Source organism: Chryseobacterium geocarposphaerae, assembly GCF_002797535.1.
GTDB classification, from domain to species: domain Bacteria; phylum Bacteroidota; class Bacteroidia; order Flavobacteriales; family Weeksellaceae; genus Chryseobacterium; species Chryseobacterium geocarposphaerae.
Map to the genome: position 1 here is coordinate 1,609,166 of NZ_PGFD01000001.1, position 18,059 is coordinate 1,627,224.

At 34.0% G+C, this 18,059-nt stretch carries 17 protein-coding genes; 1 reads left to right on the top strand and 16 read right to left on the bottom strand.

Annotated features, from left to right (window positions below; genetic code table 11):
* Window positions 1-23 precede the first annotated feature (23 nt).
* The 15 genes from CLV73_RS07135 to CLV73_RS18890 all read right to left on the bottom strand — a co-directional run bounded on the left by CLV73_RS07135 (window position 24) and on the right by CLV73_RS18890 (window position 15,560).
* Entirely contained in the window at window positions 24-620 is a 597-nt protein-coding gene (locus CLV73_RS07135; RefSeq protein WP_100376151.1) for a ferritin-like domain-containing protein, read from the bottom strand.
* A gap of 81 nt (window positions 621-701) precedes the next feature.
* Window positions 702-1,469 (bottom strand): KGG domain-containing protein, encoded by a 768-nt coding sequence (locus CLV73_RS07140; protein WP_100376152.1) that lies wholly within the window; start codon window positions 1,467-1,469, stop codon window positions 702-704.
* A gap of 707 nt (window positions 1,470-2,176) precedes the next feature.
* Window positions 2,177-2,617 carry a lysozyme gene (locus CLV73_RS07150; protein ID WP_100376154.1) on the bottom strand — a complete coding sequence of 147 codons (441 nt, stop codon included), beginning with the start codon at window positions 2,615-2,617 and terminating at the stop codon, window positions 2,177-2,179.
* A complete protein-coding gene (locus CLV73_RS07155) occupies window positions 2,614-3,183 on the bottom strand; it encodes a hypothetical protein (RefSeq protein WP_100376155.1) in 570 nt (189 codons plus the stop codon). Before CLV73_RS07155 ends, CLV73_RS07150 begins: the two co-directional genes overlap by 4 nt.
* Before the next feature lie 79 nt (window positions 3,184-3,262).
* A complete protein-coding gene (locus tag CLV73_RS07160) occupies window positions 3,263-4,567 on the bottom strand; it encodes an ATP-binding protein (protein WP_100376156.1) in 1,305 nt (434 codons plus the stop codon).
* A 22-nt stretch (window positions 4,568-4,589) separates the two neighbouring features.
* Complete coding sequence (locus CLV73_RS07165) at window positions 4,590-5,504, bottom strand: hypothetical protein (RefSeq protein WP_100376157.1); 915 nt, start codon at window positions 5,502-5,504, stop codon at window positions 4,590-4,592.
* An 11-nt stretch (window positions 5,505-5,515) separates the two neighbouring features.
* Window positions 5,516-5,749 carry a hypothetical protein gene (locus CLV73_RS07170; RefSeq protein ID WP_100376158.1) on the bottom strand — a complete coding sequence of 78 codons (234 nt, stop codon included), beginning with the start codon at window positions 5,747-5,749 and terminating at the stop codon, window positions 5,516-5,518.
* 301 nt (window positions 5,750-6,050) lie between these two features.
* Window positions 6,051-6,899 (bottom strand): hypothetical protein, encoded by an 849-nt coding sequence (locus CLV73_RS07175; protein ID WP_100376159.1) that lies wholly within the window; start codon window positions 6,897-6,899, stop codon window positions 6,051-6,053.
* A 395-nt stretch (window positions 6,900-7,294) separates the two neighbouring features.
* Window positions 7,295-8,155: a hypothetical protein gene (locus CLV73_RS07180; RefSeq protein WP_100376160.1), complete on the bottom strand. Its 861-nt coding sequence runs from the start codon at window positions 8,153-8,155 to the stop codon at window positions 7,295-7,297.
* A 271-nt stretch (window positions 8,156-8,426) separates the two neighbouring features.
* The gene (locus CLV73_RS07185) at window positions 8,427-8,837 is read right to left on the bottom strand and encodes a 5-fold beta-flower protein (RefSeq protein ID WP_100376161.1); all 411 of its coding nucleotides are present in this window, start codon (window positions 8,835-8,837) and stop codon (window positions 8,427-8,429) included.
* A gap of 125 nt (window positions 8,838-8,962) precedes the next feature.
* A complete protein-coding gene (locus tag CLV73_RS07190) occupies window positions 8,963-10,084 on the bottom strand; it encodes a hypothetical protein (RefSeq protein ID WP_100376162.1) in 1,122 nt (373 codons plus the stop codon).
* Window positions 10,081-14,115, bottom strand: a complete 4,035-nt coding sequence (locus CLV73_RS07195) for a phage tail protein (protein ID WP_100376163.1) — start codon at window positions 14,113-14,115, stop codon at window positions 10,081-10,083. Before CLV73_RS07195 ends, CLV73_RS07190 begins: the two co-directional genes overlap by 4 nt.
* Before the next feature lie 405 nt (window positions 14,116-14,520).
* Complete coding sequence (locus tag CLV73_RS07200) at window positions 14,521-14,898, bottom strand: hypothetical protein (protein ID WP_100376164.1); 378 nt, start codon at window positions 14,896-14,898, stop codon at window positions 14,521-14,523.
* Window positions 14,899-14,943: 45 nt separating this feature from the next.
* A complete protein-coding gene (locus CLV73_RS07205) occupies window positions 14,944-15,105 on the bottom strand; it encodes a hypothetical protein (protein ID WP_157798747.1) in 162 nt (53 codons plus the stop codon).
* 296 nt (window positions 15,106-15,401) lie between these two features.
* Window positions 15,402-15,560, bottom strand: coding sequence for a hypothetical protein (locus CLV73_RS18890; protein ID WP_157798748.1), 159 nt, complete (start codon window positions 15,558-15,560; stop codon window positions 15,402-15,404).
* 786 nt (window positions 15,561-16,346) lie between these two features.
* Between CLV73_RS18890 and CLV73_RS07210 the strand changes: the two genes are divergently transcribed.
* Entirely contained in the window at window positions 16,347-17,009 is a 663-nt protein-coding gene (locus CLV73_RS07210; protein ID WP_100376166.1) for a S24 family peptidase, read from the top strand.
* A gap of 44 nt (window positions 17,010-17,053) precedes the next feature.
* Here CLV73_RS07210 and CLV73_RS07215 read toward each other — a convergent pair whose 3' ends face one another.
* Complete coding sequence (locus tag CLV73_RS07215) at window positions 17,054-17,983, bottom strand: hypothetical protein (protein ID WP_100376167.1); 930 nt, start codon at window positions 17,981-17,983, stop codon at window positions 17,054-17,056.
* Between the last annotated feature and the right edge of the window lie 76 nt (window positions 17,984-18,059).

An 18,059-nucleotide genomic window follows, 5' to 3' on the forward strand; every position in this document is an offset into this window, starting at 1 on the left:
GCTTTACTATATTTAATGGAATATTAATCTTCCTGTTCTGCGTCAAAATTGATGAATGTCTCTGCAATGTCTGTAAGATTCTCATCCGTTTCTTCTTCTTCCTGTAGTGTTTTTTCCAGAAGATCTGCAGCTTTATCATGTCCCATTGTGATAGCCAGCTGAGCTAGCCCTCCATAAGTAGCTATTTCATAATGTTCCACTTTTTGTGCTGCAATAATGAGTGCTGCATCTCTTGTCATAGAACCTTCTTCGGTAGATTTTATAACTTCTTCTCCTTCTTTGATAATCCCTTTAATCGCTTCGCATTCTTTTTTCTCAGGTTTTTCATCTATCAGTTTAAAAATCTTTTCTAATCTGCTGATGTGTTTTTTGGTCTGCAACTGGTGATCTTCAAATGCATCTTTAAGCTCTTCGGTCGTTGCTGCTTCCTGCATTTTTTCAAGAGCATCAACAATTGCATTTTCTGCATAATAAATATCCTTAAGTGCGGATACAAAAAACTTATGAAGCGGAGCATTTTTCATCTCTTTTGCATCTACAGATGCATTATCTATCGTCATATTTTTTTTCTCTGATACGGCTGTGCTGCTGTTATTATTTTCTGCTGTTTTTGTTGCCATGATGTGAATGGTGTTAAAAAGTGAATAAAAAGATTCCCCCTTTATTTTATATCGATAAAGAGGCAATCATTGAAAAAAGAATTATGAATTTCGTCTACCGCCAAATCCGGATCTACCAGAACCTGAAGATCTTCCGCCACCATGAGAAGCCTGGCCTCCCATACGGGCGATTCTTGTACGTTCTGCTTTACTCATAGAAGCAAAACCTCTTCTTGATGTTCCTGAGCCGGAATTGGAACCTCGACCTGAACCGCTGTTACCTCCTGATCTTGAGTTGGAACCTCTTCCATTTCCTGATCTTCCTGAACTGGAGCCTGAACCCGAACCGGAAGATCTTCCGCCACCATGAGAAGCCTGGCCTCCCATACGGGCAATTCTTGTACGTTCTGCTTTACTCATAGAAGCAAAGCCTCTTCTTGAAGAACCATTTCCTGATGACCTGCCTCTACCTCCTGATCTTGATCCCGAACCAGAACCGGAACGTCCACGGGAACCACCTCTACCGCCTCCGGAAGTAAATCTTCCCTGGCTGTCTCTTTGCTGGTTTCTGTTACCGCTTCTTCCTCTATTATCGTCGTCATCTTCATCGTCGTATTCATCATCATAATCATCGTCGTCATTATCATAATCATCTTCATCATCGTAGTTATCATAATCATCATCGTCGTCATCATAACTATTTTCATAGTCATCATCGAAATAATCTTCATATTCTGTGAAATCATCGTCATAATCTTCATCTCTTGATGCATCATTATAACCATGATCATACCCTAGTTGGTAAACTTCTTCAAGATTGCTGGATGAACTTCCTCTTGAACTACGATTTTTTGAATTTCTAGTGTTCATAACTGAATTTTTTATAATTAATATTAAGTGATGGCTATTGCCGGCCGTGACTAGTATTAGACAGCAATCAGTTTAATCTTATGGATATTGAACACCGAAGCAATGCTTCGTAAATGATACCTCAAAACGAGGTTAGAATAATTTGTATATCAAATGTACAGCTTAATAATTCACTAATTTATGACCTGAATCATATTGAATTTATTAATACATTTTAATTTAATTTCTATCTTTTTAAAGGGTTTCGTTTCTCTGTTCCAGTTTTAAGAGTATGTTTCTTTAGTAACTTTTTAAGATAATTCAGACGATGTCAAAATTTCGTAAAACCTGAAAGAATCAGAGGAAAACCAATCCTATTATTTTTTTACTTTTTACGATTTGCAGAATCTTTCGGATAAGAGATTGTATCGGATGGCTGTCGTTTTATTAGAGTATCCCGAGCAGGAATTGTGTCCTTTATGGTATCAGGGGTAACAAGGGTATCCTGAATCGATGCATTCCTATATTCTGTCTGCTTTTTACAGCTCATGAGTACACCTGCCAGTGCACACGAGAATAATACAATAGATTTCATAATATAAATTTTTGTGATGTGATTTCAAATTTAGAACATTCTTTTTCCCATGTGTTATGATCTTAGTCATAATGGCTGAAAAAAGTAAATTATTTCTAAAATAAAAATCCCCACTTTAAAGTGGGGATTTTTTTTATTTGGAAAAGAACAAATCAGCTTCGGCTTTTCTTCTCCGGATCAGTCCATTTAAGAGCTTACCACCTGCGGTAATGTATTTAGAAACAAACCAATTTTTAATGGTTTCCGGATCTGCTTTTTTATTAATCAAAGAAAATAGTGTATCAGATCCTCCGGTATTATAGGTATGAGATACAAGAGCATCAAATTGATTTTGGGTAAGTGCTACTCTAATTTTATTATTGACAATCTTTTCATAAGTTGGTAAAACAGATGAAAATAATTCTACTCCTTTTTCTTTACTAATTGAAGGATCTTTCATGGTCACTTTTTTCCCCTCGGGATAATATGTATTTCCATAGCCTATGGTCGGAATCCCTGCTGAATCCAGATAGGGTTTAGCACTGAAACCTTCAAATGATAAAATTAGGTTTATACCTTTTTGTGATGTTTTCATTCTATAAAACGTTTAAATATGAAAAAGGCCAGTATTAATATGATTGCTCCCAATACAATAACAATCAAGGCTCCTGCCTGAAATCCGTTCGACCGTATTTTTTTTGTGTCTTGAGATATAGCCGAAGAAATTTCTTTATCTGTTTCTTTGGAAATAACATTTTGTGATACATCCTGAACCGTACTAACAGATTCGATTTTTTTAACCTCCGACTGGTGATGATCTGCCTTTGCGTAATGATTATTGATTAAGTATTCCGCATTTCCCATGATAGAAATACTCTGAATGGTATCTTTTCCGATCACATTATGAAAAACGAATGGATTGGAGACATCAGATTTTCCTTTAATCAATACTTCTCCGGACATTTCATTTTTCTTTTCGTTCAGTAATACATCAGCAGATGAATTCTGAACTAATTTTAAGCTCTGTATGCTTAAAGAATCAGCTTTTATTTTAACCGTTTCTTTTTTATCTTCTTTGTAGCTGGTCGTTATTTTATGTTTACTCCGACAGCCCAATATAAGGCTGCTCAAAAATATCAGCAGCATAATTTTCTCTTTCATAGGTTTTGTTTTTTGAAATTAAAAGAATGTAAATCCTCTATTATCTAAGTTTTTCCGGATTTTTAAAGAATTCCGGTTTTTATGAAAATATCTTATCTTCCTTTACGTACTCTTTTTTAATGCTTTCTAATAACATCTCCAGGCTAACCCTGTAATCCGGTGCTTTTGATGCAATGGCTTTTAAGCTTACATCCTGTATCACGTTCATAATATTAGAACCGGTAAGTTCATACCGTCTGGCAATCTCTTCTAAATCAATGTCTTCAAGCTGTAATTGTTCGGGCAAATTGTGCTGCCAGATACGCAGACGCTCCTCTCGCTTTGGATTATTGAATTTGATACAGCTGTGAAAGCGTCGCGTAAAGGCTTTATCCATATTGTTTTTAAAGTTGGAAGCCAAAATAATAAGTCCCGAAAACGTTTCTATTCTTTGCAGCAAGTAAGAAACTTCCTGATTGGCATATTTATCATGAGCATCACGCACATTGGTCCGTTTTCCGAAAATAGCATCCGCCTCGTCAAAAAATAGAATCCAGTTTTTATTTTCAGCTTTGTCGAATAACTTTGCCAACTGTTTTTCTGTTTCCCCAATGTATTTCGAGACCAGCATAGAAACATCAACCCTGAAAACAGGCCGTTTCGTATATTTTCCCAGAAGGCTGGCCGCAAGAGTTTTTCCTGTTCCCGGATCTCCGTAAAACAGCACTCTAAAACCAGGCTTAAGTTTTTTCTCCATTCCCCAGTCTTCCATAAGAATCTGGCTGCTATTATACCAGGCTTCAATAGTCTGAAGCTCATTTAACGTATTCTGAGGAAGTATCAGATCAGTCCAGGATCGGCTGGTGTTTATTTGTTCCGCCGGAAAATCATTACTCATTTTTGGCAATAATTCAACTCCAAAAATGATGGTATTAAAAGCGTCCTCGTAAACATGAATCGGGCTGTTTATTGATGTATAACCCTGAACTGCAATGAGTTCATTTTTAATTAAAACCGAATCCGGATTGAAATGATCCAGCGCTTTTAACCGTTCTGAGATACTTTCTCCTCCTAAAACATACTGTACAGCCTGAACTGTCGGATAAAAGAGTCTTCCGTTTTCATTGGTTGCACAATAATCAAACAATGCACTCGTTGGGAGTTCTAAATAAATCCGTTTCAGCAATGATGGATCCAGCTTTGGTAATAAAGCTATTAAGAGAATAATAACTTCCTGATGGGTAAATTCTTTTGCTGAAATATACTCTCCTAATGGAAAGCCTTTATGATCTTTAGCTATAAATTCAGGTGCTCCTATGCTAAAATCTTCTGAAGGATTGTTTATACGCCATGTAATAACCTCTTCTAAATGAGTAAATAATTTTTGTATCTGAATGAGTTCCATTGGTTTTAGTCTTTTTTATTTTTTAAACAGGCAGTAATGGATCTGGTCTCACACTACATAATTTATTTACTTCTATTCCATCTACGTTGAAACTTATTGAAAATCCAGATGTATTATACGTGTACACATTAGCCAGATGTATGCTAACTCTCTTAATTTTAAGATGTATTTTCATATTTGTAACCGCATTTCCGTATCCACCTCCAAATATTACAGAATAGGTAACATCAGACGACCGAACTCCTGCTGAACCATTAGAACCAGTAACATACGTATTATTAGTATCTACAGTTACTACCGGTTTATTCTCCCAATCCAGAGCTTTTAAATATTGAAAATCTATATCAAATATGACATAATCTTGTTCTACATTTCTTTCCAATATTGATGAAAATACACTGAATATTTTGGGGATTGTAGTTTTAGGTTCATGCCCTACTGTACCATCGTTTTTCTGTACTAATTGTCTTGTATAACTTGTATCTCCTTGTACATTTGGTATGCTGTCACAAATAAAATTTTTAGTTGTGAATCTAATTCCATCCTCTCGAACAAGGATTCTATTAATAGGATTCTTGGGATCCTCCATTATAACCCTGCTGGAAAGCTCTATATCACCAGGAGATAATGTAAATTGACTGTCATAAGGATAACCGTCCCGATAAACATGAAATGATGCAGTCTGAGTCCTGAAAGATCCTGCTATCTGCTGAAATGGATCAGTTCCTGATGCTCTTAAATAGTTCGCCTGGGAACCATTGGATTGTTTAGATATTACCCCTTCATTATCCACAACATATCGATCGTGAGATTTGTCTTCATTGGGAACTAAATAAATATCCAAAGGCTGAACAGGTTGGGTATCACCTGATAAATCTACATAGGTGTTGTCAAAAACATTGACATATTGTATAATTATTTCTTTAAATTTTGGCATATTTTTTTATTTTAACTACTTATCGGGAAAATCCAAACTCCACCTTCATTTCCGCCTTCTATGTTTGCTATAGCATCATCAACGTATTTCTTTTGGACATAATCTAAGTCCTCCAGTCCATCGATTTCTGTAATTGGAATTTTTGTGCTTTTGTGCCTAAAAGAAGAAAATGTTTGCTTAAATTCTTCTGCTGTAGGCATATCGCCGGTTTGAAACCAACTTAATATTGTTTCTAAATCTGTCATGGTATTGAAAATTTTATTTTAATGAAAATTGATGATCTGAGTATGTTTACAGATTGAAAACGACCATCCGTATTTGCTGTGGTGATTTTATTTTTTGAAATATTTTCATCAATCACAAGAGAATATTTTTACTGATTCATTAGATCATTGGTTAACTGAACACCAGTATGTTTTGTGTAAATTTAAAAATGCAGCTTCGTAAAAAATTTTCTTTTAATAGCTTTTTGAAGCATAATACATATTTTAAACTGAAGATCACATTGTATTATACAGCACATTTTATGATTTATGGTTTCTCCGTTTACTGATAATCGCATTCTATTCTAATATTTCTGATTTGTTTGGCTTCACCATTCCCCCAGACTTCCTTATTATCCTGTCCTGCCAATAAGGAGGCTGTTATTAAAAGCTGATCATTATCTGCATTGTAAACCCTACATTCTATATTCCGATCGATTTTCTGAAGGTCTGCCTTATAATAGAAATACAAATTATCCCACATATCGTAATGATCTGTAACAATATCTCTACCTCTATATATATCAGTCCAAATGCCTGCTTGTGCTCTATACTGAATAGCTTCTTCTGTTTTATTAACAAACTTAATACTTGTATTTACGATGTTAATTTGTTGGTCCATAGGGTATTTATTTATACCACACATAAACCCTACTCCATTATAAGTTCCAAATTCAAGTCCGTCAGGAATTGTAGGCAGGTTATTTCCAAATAGTCTCTCAAAAGGGAGGAAATCTACAGAACAGGTAAAATGATAATATTCGTTTATCCCCAATCCTTCTGCCGGGAATTCTTTTGTTTTAAAGATAAAAGGTACCTTGCCAAAGATCTTTAACTTTTCACTACCGTTAGAAGTATTCTTCAACTCTATTACCAGATCCTCCGCACCTTCTGAGCTCATAACTATAGAAAATTTTTGATCTCCAACATCGATAACAGAATATTCAATATATCCACTATCCAAAGCTTCCAATCTATTAGCAATATTTACAATATCTCTATAACTAAGGGCATCCGCTTTATGCCTTAAAGAATCTATCAACTCCGCAAACTGAATTTGTGTGGGATATTTACCTGTTTCAAAATAGGTTTTTAATTCCTCCCTTTCGGTTAATTTATTTATTTCTTCCATAATCTTTTGTATTCTGTTTATTTTTAGAGCCCAAATAACTAACTTATTATCTGATATTTAAACTTTTAAAAATCCATTTTTGGGCATTGGAATCTTATCAGCTGCTACTGTTTAAGAAAGTCTCTTTTATCGGAATTCTACTTTTAAGAGGTCAATCTCACTCTTAAAAAAATGATTGAGGTGTTATGAATTAGTTATAAATTGATTATCTGAAGTCGTCATACGATCTCCAGATAACTTTATAGTAATAGGATTTGGCTTGTCATTTAATGGTTCAAAATTCTTTCTTTTTTTCTTATTATAAAAGTTTTTTGACTTCACTATTCTGTAGTTGCAGTAGCTCCTGAAATTTTAATCTATAATTATGCGCAATTATTTTTAAAACATTTTGCTTATTATTTTTCTCCTACATGATAGCTGCATTCAATTCTTATATTTCTGATTTCTCTCAAGTATTGACTACCGCCCCAAGAGTTGCTGCTTTGTCCTGCCAAAAGAGAGGTAGTCGATAAAAGCTTATTATTATCTGCATCATAGATTTCGCAGTTTACAGACTGACTGCTTCCACTAAGGTCTGCATCATAATAGAAGAATAAATAATCCCAAAGGTCATAATGATCGGTGACTGTATCTTCTGCTTTAAATCCATCACCCCAGTATTGTGATTCTATTCTGTACCGGATAGGTATCTCTGTATTATTATTGAACCTAACATCTGTGTTTATAATATTGATTTGTTTTCCAAAATCTCGTGTGTAAATTCCCACAGACATCTTTTTGTCACTCAGTACTCCAAGCTCAAATCCATCTGGAATTGTTTGAAGGTTATTTCCAAACAGCCTGGTAATCGTATAAGTGCGATCAAGCTGGTATTCTAGATTATAATATTCGTTTACATTTAGTTTTCCACCTAAAAACTCTTTTACTCTAATCGTGTAAGGCGCACTTCCGAACAAATATCTTCTTTCAAAGTCTCCTAAAGTTTCTTCAAAAGTGATTATTTGATCTTCTTCATCCTCTGAACTGATAACAATCGGTAATTTTAACCCCTTAACATTACTTGCAAAATAGTAAATAAATGTGTTCTCAATGGCTTCCAAACTATTGGCAAGGGTTACCAGTTCTCTATTCGTTAGGATATCTTCTTTAAGTCTCAAAAGATCTATCAGATCCGAAAATTGACTTTGTGTGGGATATTTGCCTGTTTCAAAATAGGTTTTTAATTTGTCTCGGGTGGTTAATTTGTTTTTTTCCATATGCTTTACTATTTCTGACTGTTTTTTTAATATAATCGTCTTTATTTAAAGCTCAAAATTCATTCTTTTTTCTTTCTTATTAAAGCTTTTTACCTTCCCGATCCTGTAGTTGCAGTAACTAGAATAAACCGCCGGAAGCAACTATCTAATTCACGCCCAAATATTTTATATAAATTCACATTTATCCAAAAACAAAAGGCTCGGATTTTACAATCCGAGCCTTTTGTTTTGACTTATAATTAATGAGAAACCTTCTCTCAATATTCTGATATTAATCTAGCTTAAAGAAGAAAAAAGCTATCGCTGCCCATTCTTTTTTAACTCCTCTTGCATAACCAATCGTACTATGACTGCTGTTTTCGACCGTTCCATCATCTTTGATATAACCAATAGTTGAATGACTGCTGTTTTCTACTGTCCCATCTTTTTTAACATAACCAACAGTAGAATGACTCTTGTTTTCAATCGTACCATCACTTTTGATGTAGCCAATTGTACTGTGGCTTTTATTCTCTATCGTACCATCAGTTTTGATATAGCCTACTGTAGAATGGCTGCTGTTTTCAATTGTTCCATCGCTTTTGATGTAACCTGTTGTATTATGGCTTCCTGATTCTATAGTTTGGGCGCTTATGAAGGAAAAACTGAATAAAAAGGTGCAAATGAATAGTGTTTTTTTCATTATTTGTAAATTTTCGGGGTGTTATTATAACTTTTCAATGTTATCTAAAGATAGTGAGTTTTATTGAATACAAAAAAGCGAAATTTCTATTTCTAGAAATTTCGCTTTTAATTTTAATAAGCTGGTTAAATTTTGTCTTTATAGTGATTATAAAATTCTAATTGATCTATTAAAACCTCATTAATCTCTGTCCAGCCATGCTTTTCAGATAAGTCAATGGCAGCTTTCCACGCATTCATATTTGGCTGACCAAAATTTACACCACCCCAGTATCCCGCACTCACTAAAGCATCCCATGCCATAAGAGGATCGTTTAATTCTTCATCTATAGCTTTAGCAGCTTTTATATGAGCGTCTCCATCGTAAGTGTTTTTATTTTTACTAAGAATTTGACCTACTTCATACAGTGGATGATTCTTCATTTTTGAAAAATAACTTAACTCAGGATTAAATTTACTTATTATTGTATCTAATTGAAAATTAGATGACGTTGTATAAGGAATAAAACCAAAATCAAATTCTACCGGGTCAAAACCATGTGATTGAATAAAACTATGCCAAAATTGGTTTTCTTTTTTTTCAGTCTCTATATCAATTAAATTATATGCTCTTTGTCCGATAGCATTACAAGCTCTTGTATTCCATATACCGTAATTATTTATTTCAAATTCAGGAAGATAGGAATTATCTTTTATCATCAAATTCATTAACTCAACATATTTTTTCTGTTCTGGAGTATCATAATAATGATTCCAAAAATCTAAATATATTTTGGTATAAAATTCCGAGGGATTTTCCAAATATTTTAATTTATCATCATTATGTAGATATTCTTTTAGAAATTCTAATGAATCTAAGCTATTTGTATATTGTCTAAGCGGTAATGAAAGTTCTTCAAGTAATTGCCAATCATCTAAAATATATTGGACAAAATCTGAAGTATCCAACATTTTCAACTGTCTCATCGGCAAAAAATTTGCTAAATTATTAGAAAAAAGAGAGTGATCCCATCTACTTCTTAAATAAACAGGAGATTCTAATATTTTTTTATTAGGTGATAATTTAATAGCATAGCTATCATATGTTTCAAAAGAAAATGGTGCTACATACCATTGCCCAACTTGTAATATTTTGGTATAAAGTTTAGCTTCTTCTTGATGGCTAAATTCAACTCCTACAATTGTATTTAATTTTTCTTTGCCTTTATACAGTTCTTTTAGATCTTGGTGTATTTTATTTAGTCTCATAAATTAATTTTTTTAATGATATGATTTCTCCAAATTACATTGGCAATTTCTTTTAATTTATCTAATGCTTTTGGATGTTCAGATTTATCTCCATCGTTATCACTTTTGCTAAGAGCCGTAGCTACAGTCTGGAGACCTACAGTTAAAGCACTTTCATAACTTTTTTCTGCAATATCATTTATTGTTTTAAGAATTTCTCTCTTATACGACTTCAATTCCTCTCTATATTCTCTAGTTGTACTTGCGTCGGTAAATTTATTAAATAATTCTTGAATTTTCTCAGCAATATCTTTTGAAATTACATCAAACGCACCAGCTTTATTACCTGGCGATTTTATAATAAAACTACCTTTATTTTCTACTACAAAACTATCCAAATCAATATTACCTCTCTTTAACAAAAGATGCGCCTCTTTAATATAATTATCCCAATGTGATTTTCTCATTTGGGCTCGTTTTGTTTTTTTTGTACCATCATAGCCCATAATTACAATTTCTTTATTTTCCATGGAATATTTTTCCAAATCTTGGATAACATCCTTTTGTAACTCTTTACTATGAACCGCCTCATCAGACTCTCTATGGGTATCTTTATGCAATAAAATTGCTGATAAATTATTTCCATGGTTAGGGAAGTTGACTGCTATATCAGCTTCTCTTTGTAGAAGCTTCTCAGCTATATCCTGAAAGTCTTTAACCTCTTTAGATTTTTCTTCTTTATTTATTTTTTTTCCAATACGTCCATAAAACTTTTCTATTCTATCCATAAATTTATTTTCTGGAACATGATGTGATTCTCTATCCTTCCCCTTTAACGGATGCTTTCCGACAGCCAATTCACCAAAAGATTCTTTTTTGATATCAATTTTCACTGTTACTCCCTTTGGATTTACTTCTCCTTCAAAATGTATTGTTTTCAAATTTTCATTTTCTCCGTCAATAACCATCTTAAGAGACTTCATATCATATTGCTCTTTTATTTCCGGAAGTTTTTTTCTTATTTTTTCGGCATCTTGAGTATTTTTTGCATATTCTTTTGCTTCATTCAATCCATCTCTTAAGTCTTTTTCTTTTTCAGCTGTAGTACGCTTATCTTCTACTTTTTTCTCCTTCTTATCTTTCTTGCCGCCAAAACCAATTTTCCCAAACAATCCTTTAGCTTTAACTTTCACAAAATTCCAGAACTTCACAATCGCATTCTCAATACGCTGGCGTATTTTTCTGATAACGCCCAATACTTTATCTGCCAATCCTCCAATTCCTAATAAGGAAGCTAAAAAGCCAATCAGTACAGGAACCGCTCTGCCCAATGCATTTTCTATCGACTTGGCTACAGCGCCTACATTTCCGCTGGCAATAGCTTTGATGCTATCACTAAAAGCCTTTACCAATTCCATAATTTGTGCTGCTCGCTGGATGAAGAATTTCACCACATCAATAATTGCCATTGCCGCTTTTATAAATGCTCCAACCGGAGTCAATAAGCCCATTACCCATTTGATTCCTGCCTGGATCACCTGCGTTTGAACAATATCCATAATAGTATCCATCACCGTAGCTTTAAGATCGGCAAACTGGTCTTTCAAATATTCCCAAAGTCCGGCAGCACCCTCTTTACGGACAACCTGTACTATTTCAAGACCTTTTTCTGAAGCAGTCTCAAGAACTTTCATTACAGGTTCACCTATTACTCTGGCTCCAATTGATCTGATTCCTCCCCATGTTAAACCAAGAACCTGTGTGGTAATGGAGAAAATTCCTTTTAACGAGAATACATCTTCCGGCATTGTTAAAGAAATACCTTTCATTGCCCCGGTTAACCATCCAAAGAAGCCTGTTTTAAGGTGAGTCCAGATATTGGCTCCGAAATTGGTAAATCCTTGGGAAACTCCGGCAATAAGGTTTCTGAAGAATCCTATCGGATCCATGATAATCGATTGAATCGCACTGATAACCCCTGACAATAAATTGGTAAGCGTATTTTTGATTTCAATAATGATAGCAAACACGCTGTTCTTAAGCACATCAAGAACCTGATTAACCAATCCGCTATTTTGCGCTTTTAAATCTGCAATTCGGGTATCGATACTTGCAATATTATCAGCATACTTCTTAGCCAACACATCGATTAAGGCATCTTTTTTATTGTTTACGCTTTCTTCCAGTGCATTAAATTTGGCTTGAATTTCTGTAATCGCATCTTTCCCAATTTTCCTCAAGCTTGGCGATAAACTGTTTACATAGGTCTGAACGTCCTTTTTCCCCTTAGCAATTCTGGTTTTGGCCGCGTTAAGCTGATTGGTAACATGGCCTGCAATATCATCGATATATTTATCCATTGTTTTAATGTACAGAGCCTTACCGCTTACAAAGTATTTATTGACTTCAGGCGGTAAACCGACAACTTGGTCTTTCACCCATTTACCAGCCAAACCTAAAAGACCATATTTCGCATATGCATCTCCGTAACGTTTCTTTTTATAAGCCTTCATTCCTTCATTAACATGAACTTCAAATGCTTTTTTAGCATCCACACTACCTCTTGCAAATTTATCCGCAACCGTTTTATCCAAACTATTTAAAATGGAATTCACGTCCGTTTTAGAACTTTGATAAATACTATTGATATGATCTGCAATTTCTTTTCGTTTTTGGCTGTCTTTTCCGGAAGTTTGCTTTTGCTCGCCATGTACATTGCCCAGTCCGCCTTTTCTTACATCATGCATTCCACTAATATGACTTGCCGCTTGTGCCTGTGCATCAGTACGGGTTTTTGACAATTCCTTATTTTCTTTGTCTCTAAACTGTTGAGTTGCTTCAACACTTTGGGTTTTGGCTTTATTCTTTTGTGCCAAAGCATCTGTAAATGTAGGTTCATTCGATTTTGCAAGCATATTGTCAGTCACCCCATTCGCTTGCATTTCATTATCGATACTTGCTGTTTGTTCCTTAATAGGCTGTTCTACACTTTCTACATTTCTTTTCACAGGCATTGCTTTCGCTGCATTTGGTATCCCTGGAGCTTTACCAATGTTCGGTGTCGGCATTTTGGCAACGGCACGAGTTGGCTGAGCGTTAGTATTCGGCTGTGCAGAAGTTGCAGAAGCAATATCATTAGATGCTATATTCTTCTCTTTTTTAACATCTCCCACCGCTTTCTGATTAACCTCATCTATATTGTTATGCTTTTCAAACTCATCTGCTTGTTCTTCATTTTCCGGAAGTGTAATATTCTCTATTTTTTCAGTCAACTGCGCTTTAAAATCTTTTTTGCTGAACATCCCTGCTTTCTGCTCGTCCATTGTGTTCACCTGACTCGCCTGTGCCATACTTTGGCGTTCGTTGGAAGGTGATGGCGCTGCAGCCTGTGCATCGTTGCTTGCTTTTTGTGATGGCTCGTGTTGTTTCTGCAACTTGGCCGTATTAGCTATATTTCCGCTTAATGCTGTAAATTCAGGATTACTATTTGCATTTGGCGATACTTTTTCAATTTCGCCTGCTTCAGCTTTGTCAGGATTAACTGCCTGAGACTGGTTTGCATCCGATTTAATTGGAGTATCTTTTTTATCTACTGGTTTTACTGCCGGATTTGTTTCTTCAATTTTTTTACTTTGTTGATGAACCATTACCTGTTCTTCCAACATCTTTGGTAAATACGTTCCGGATTTAAGATCATTATAATTCTGCGCCTGATTTGTATTTAATGTGGTTAAATAGTCTTTTTCGGTCTCTTTTGTATCAGGATGGTTGATATCTCCTGTTTGAGTCAAACTTTCCTGATGTTTTTTATGCATCATTTGCGAGCCTTGGTCATAGATCGTTTGCGAACCATGAACAGCCATTACATTACTATTAAGATTAAACTGATTCGGATTTGCCGATCCAGCTATACCTTTTAAATCTCCAGAATTTTGCTTCTTTGCATTGGTTATTTCCACCTCAGATAGAGGTACCACCGATTCTTGCTGCCTTTGCTTTCGGCTTGGACTTTGGTGGGCATTGTCTTTTTCTACAGGAGTTGCTGCTTTCATTGACTTAGTTTTTTAATTTCATATTGATTTTTTGAAGGCATACAAAACGCAATTAATACAATTGCGTTTTATACTACCTGTTGAATGTGAAAATCTGACCGCGTGAGGGTAGATTTTTTAAAGAATGTAAGTAATCGGAAGTGGCATTTGGCTGGTGATGAGAAACAGGTAATGCTGGAACCACTTCAAGTTTTTCTCTTGTTATCTATTTTCGAGTTTTCAGTTTTTCTAGTTCAAATTTGACTCTTTTCCGGAAGAATTCATTAATTTTTAAGTGATGGATTCTGTAGTTGCAGTAAAGAGTTTTTCATGATTGTTTTACTTTAATGACTTTGTTTTCGCAAGCACTTTCAAATTATCGTTTTCGGGTATGAACTGCCTTCAATATCATTATTTACTTATTTTTTATTGAGCCGGATTATCTGTATTTTCTTCTTTGTCAGCTTGTCTTTCTGTATTTACGCCATATCGGTTTTCAATAAAAAGGTTCACTGCTTTATCAATCCAATTGGGCAGGTTTGTTGTTATCATTTTCAGAAATTTATCATAACCATAGCCGAGTACAAACAGTACGCCTGTTGAATACCATTTATCGTGCAGCTCAGCTCTGTTCATTAGATAACTCATGGTAAAGCCGACAATTATCACGATCAACAATGTGATAAAGTGTTCCCATGGCTGTTTTTTCTCTTTGTTTTGTATAGAGACCAATACTCTTAGTAATCCGCCTGAAAATGCAATTGCCGTTCCTATTAACAGGGCTTTTATACTATCCAGATTCATCCTTTTTATATATTATTAATTAAAGATTTTGATTTTTTCATACTTCTAAATATCCTGATCCAGTATGTACATATCATCTAAAAATCTTTTACTTTTTCGAATATTTCCATTTTTATTTACATAAGCCAGCTCATCAATAAGATCATAAATGTCCTTCGCTGGCTTTTCTTGTTTTTCCTTATTTTTTTTCTTTTTTTTCTTTTTCATGGTTCTAAAATTTTTGTATGAACAATTCTTTTTGTCTTTGTAAGATTGATTTTTTTTCATCATCTGGTTAGACGGCTTCTGCTTTCCGGTTCATATTGCACCCGAAACAACAGGCCTTAAAAGCAGAAACCGTTTTTACCTTAGTATTTACCTATAAACTTAAATTTGAGAGGTATCGAACAGCCCATTATGATGTATGGGTTAGTTATGAGAATAACTTTGAGTCCTTTTACCTTTTTTAGAATGTATAATTACAAGATCTAATTTCTGAGTATATTGTTCAGCAAGGCTGAACTTTATGCCTGAAGAATAATATTATATATTGTTCTTTCGGATAAAAACAACATTTCTGTTAACTCTGTGACAATCACTTTCATCTGTTTGTTTTGATTACGTTTTACATATTCAATAACAAAATCTTTTCTTTTTTCTACTAATTCTTTGCTACGTTTCATTTTGGTTAGGAGTTTTATATATTAATGTTTTATTTTGTTTACATTTTTATTCTTTAATTAAGTCAATAAGAGTCCCCAAAGACAATATTTAAGTCTTTGAAAGGGTGTCTAATCAGGTATTAATTTTGATTTTAAGAAGTTGATATCATGTATTTTTCGATAGAAACAACACACCAACTTATTACTGTTACTTGTAGTAAATGACTTCCTTATGTTTACAAATAATCGATATTTTGTTAACATTAAGCATCATTACTTAATTTGTTTAAAAGAGCTCAACATTTAATTTATTTTATCCTTAGATATTTTAACAATTTTACTGCTAATAGTAATTCATTGATCATGTTATTCTAAACAGCAGTTTTACGTTCCTGGTTTAAGCCCAGCATCTTATTTAGTCATATAAAAGCGCATTTTTATCAACAAAAAACATTTAAAAATGCACAAAATTCACATAAAACCCCTCTTTAAAAATGCAATTTTTACACTTAAATAGGTTAAAAAATTTCTTATTTATTTAATTTATGCTATAAAAAGCTAAAAAAACAAGATCCGGATATAAGATACCTGCAACATAAACCAATTATCAAATCCCTGTAAAAAATCGCAAACAACTATAAACAGGACATTTAAAAATCAAATAAATATTAAATTATAAATATAATTTGTATATTTGTGCTGTACCATTTTAACAGCGAAACAAATATACGAACATTGTTCGTTTTTCAAAATAAAAAACGAATTTTTTACGTATTTATTTTTAAAAGTAACCCTAAACATATCAAAATGAACTATTTAGAATTCAAAGAAATCAGGAAGAAGCTAAACATGAAGCAGGCTGATATAGCAAAATCCATAGGAGTTGGTACTAGAGCTGTACAATATTGGGAAAAAGGCGAACGAAAAATACCAGAAACAACTGCTTATTTTGTGACCAATCTACTTCAGGAACAACAAAAGAAATTAAATAACAGTGCCTCGCCCGTTGTTTTTTCAGATTTAAAAATCATGAATGTTCCTCTTGCGAATCAATATGCACAGGCTGGTTATTTACATAACTTTGCAGATGAAGAATACATCGAGAGCTTACCTACTATTCCTTTTACGGATGATGTGGAGCACCGAGGCGAGTACATGTGTTTTGAAGTAAAAGGGGACAGCATGGATAACGGATCCTACGAAAGCTATCTTGAAGGTGACATTATATTATGCAGAAATATAAGACAGGATTATTGGCTGAGTAAGCTACATTATGATAAATGGGATTTTGTGATCGTCCACAAAGAAAAAGGAATCTTGGTAAAACGAATCATCAACCATGATGTTGAGAAAGGCATTATTACTCTTCATTCTTTAAATGAATATTATGAAGATTTTGAAATCCACCTGAAAGATGTTGCCAAGCTTTTCAATATTATAAGTACGAGACGTAAAAATAATAGAAGATAGAGTGAATAAAATCCTCAAAAAAATTGAGGATTTTTATTTAGTCTTTAATTAACTTCACAGTGGTATATTGATGAAACACCAATGATCCGACCATCTTTTTCTACCTCATAGATTTTATTTTCATTATCATTTGCAAATCTCACCCATCTGATTCCATTTTCATTGAATCCTACACTTACTCCACCTGTATCAAAACTACTTAAGTATGGGGGCAATGCAGGGGTTGTACCATCAGTCAAATAAATAAAACTTCCCACTTGCGGAGTAACTGTATTAAGATTGATAGTTTTGAGTAATGTGCTTCCTGTCAAACAAATTTTAGCATCTGTGTAAACTGGGTCTTCAAATTTTCCCGATACACAATATGCATCGAAAGTATAAGGAGCTTTTTGCATAGACCATCTTCCGGACGTAAACTTAACCACATTAGACCAACCAGAAACACCTGAAATCCCTACAGATTTAAAGAAACAATGCTTTCTTACCCTAATGTATAATTCTCTTGAATAAGTATAATTTCCATTATTCATAAAAACATTTTCGATTGGAGTATAATCAAAGTCTATTTTCATCTGAATAATATTGTTGAAGTACTGATCTGTTGCTATCTGATATTCCGGTGTAGCAAGATCCGTAGGGTCAACAAAATAATCCATTACGATCTGGCCATTGTTTTTTATTTCTATTTCATTAATCTGTGGTTCTTTACAGGATAATGAACTACAATTTCCTATTGTAAAGGAGCCCGTTTTGGTAGCAAGAACTCCGCCAGCGGACAATTCTACTGTCAAATCGTAATCACCAGGAGTCTGAATGACAGGAAGCTCTACCACACTATTGGGATCTATATTACTTATAACTGTCGGATTTCCAGATCCCTGAATTCCGTACGACACAGTTGCAGCCGTATTTGTTACTGGCACGGAAGATGTATAATCTATTCCAAATGAAATTTTGCATTCTGCTGTTGCCATTATTTTATTTTTATTGTTATTATATTTTTATTGATGCATAAGAGGTGATTTTAATTTAAATTTCATAATCACCCCT

Coding starts and splice junctions, on each gene's coding strand:
- CLV73_RS07135 (WP_100376151.1), bottom strand. CDS start 620: ATGGCAACAAAAACAGCAGAAAATAATAACAGCAGCACAGCCGTATCA.
- CLV73_RS07140 (WP_100376152.1), bottom strand. CDS start 1,469: ATGAACACTAGAAATTCAAAAAATCGTAGTTCAAGAGGAAGTTCATCC.
- CLV73_RS07150 (WP_100376154.1), bottom strand. CDS start 2,617: ATGAAAACATCACAAAAAGGTATAAACCTAATTTTATCATTTGAAGGT.
- CLV73_RS07155 (WP_100376155.1), bottom strand. CDS start 3,183: ATGAAAGAGAAAATTATGCTGCTGATATTTTTGAGCAGCCTTATATTG.
- CLV73_RS07160 (WP_100376156.1), bottom strand. CDS start 4,567: ATGGAACTCATTCAGATACAAAAATTATTTACTCATTTAGAAGAGGTT.
- CLV73_RS07165 (WP_100376157.1), bottom strand. CDS start 5,504: ATGCCAAAATTTAAAGAAATAATTATACAATATGTCAATGTTTTTGAC.
- CLV73_RS07170 (WP_100376158.1), bottom strand. CDS start 5,749: ATGACAGATTTAGAAACAATATTAAGTTGGTTTCAAACCGGCGATATG.
- CLV73_RS07175 (WP_100376159.1), bottom strand. CDS start 6,899: ATGGAAGAAATAAATAAATTAACCGAAAGGGAGGAATTAAAAACCTAT.
- CLV73_RS07180 (WP_100376160.1), bottom strand. CDS start 8,155: ATGGAAAAAAACAAATTAACCACCCGAGACAAATTAAAAACCTATTTT.
- CLV73_RS07185 (WP_100376161.1), bottom strand. CDS start 8,837: ATGAAAAAAACACTATTCATTTGCACCTTTTTATTCAGTTTTTCCTTC.
- CLV73_RS07190 (WP_100376162.1), bottom strand. CDS start 10,084: ATGAGACTAAATAAAATACACCAAGATCTAAAAGAACTGTATAAAGGC.
- CLV73_RS07195 (WP_100376163.1), bottom strand. CDS start 14,115: ATGAAAGCAGCAACTCCTGTAGAAAAAGACAATGCCCACCAAAGTCCA.
- CLV73_RS07200 (WP_100376164.1), bottom strand. CDS start 14,898: ATGAATCTGGATAGTATAAAAGCCCTGTTAATAGGAACGGCAATTGCA.
- CLV73_RS07205 (WP_157798747.1), bottom strand. CDS start 15,105: ATGAAAAAGAAAAAAAAGAAAAAAAATAAGGAAAAACAAGAAAAGCCA.
- CLV73_RS18890 (WP_157798748.1), bottom strand. CDS start 15,560: ATGAAACGTAGCAAAGAATTAGTAGAAAAAAGAAAAGATTTTGTTATT.
- CLV73_RS07210 (WP_100376166.1), top strand. CDS start 16,347: ATGAACTATTTAGAATTCAAAGAAATCAGGAAGAAGCTAAACATGAAG.
- CLV73_RS07215 (WP_100376167.1), bottom strand. CDS start 17,983: ATGGCAACAGCAGAATGCAAAATTTCATTTGGAATAGATTATACATCT.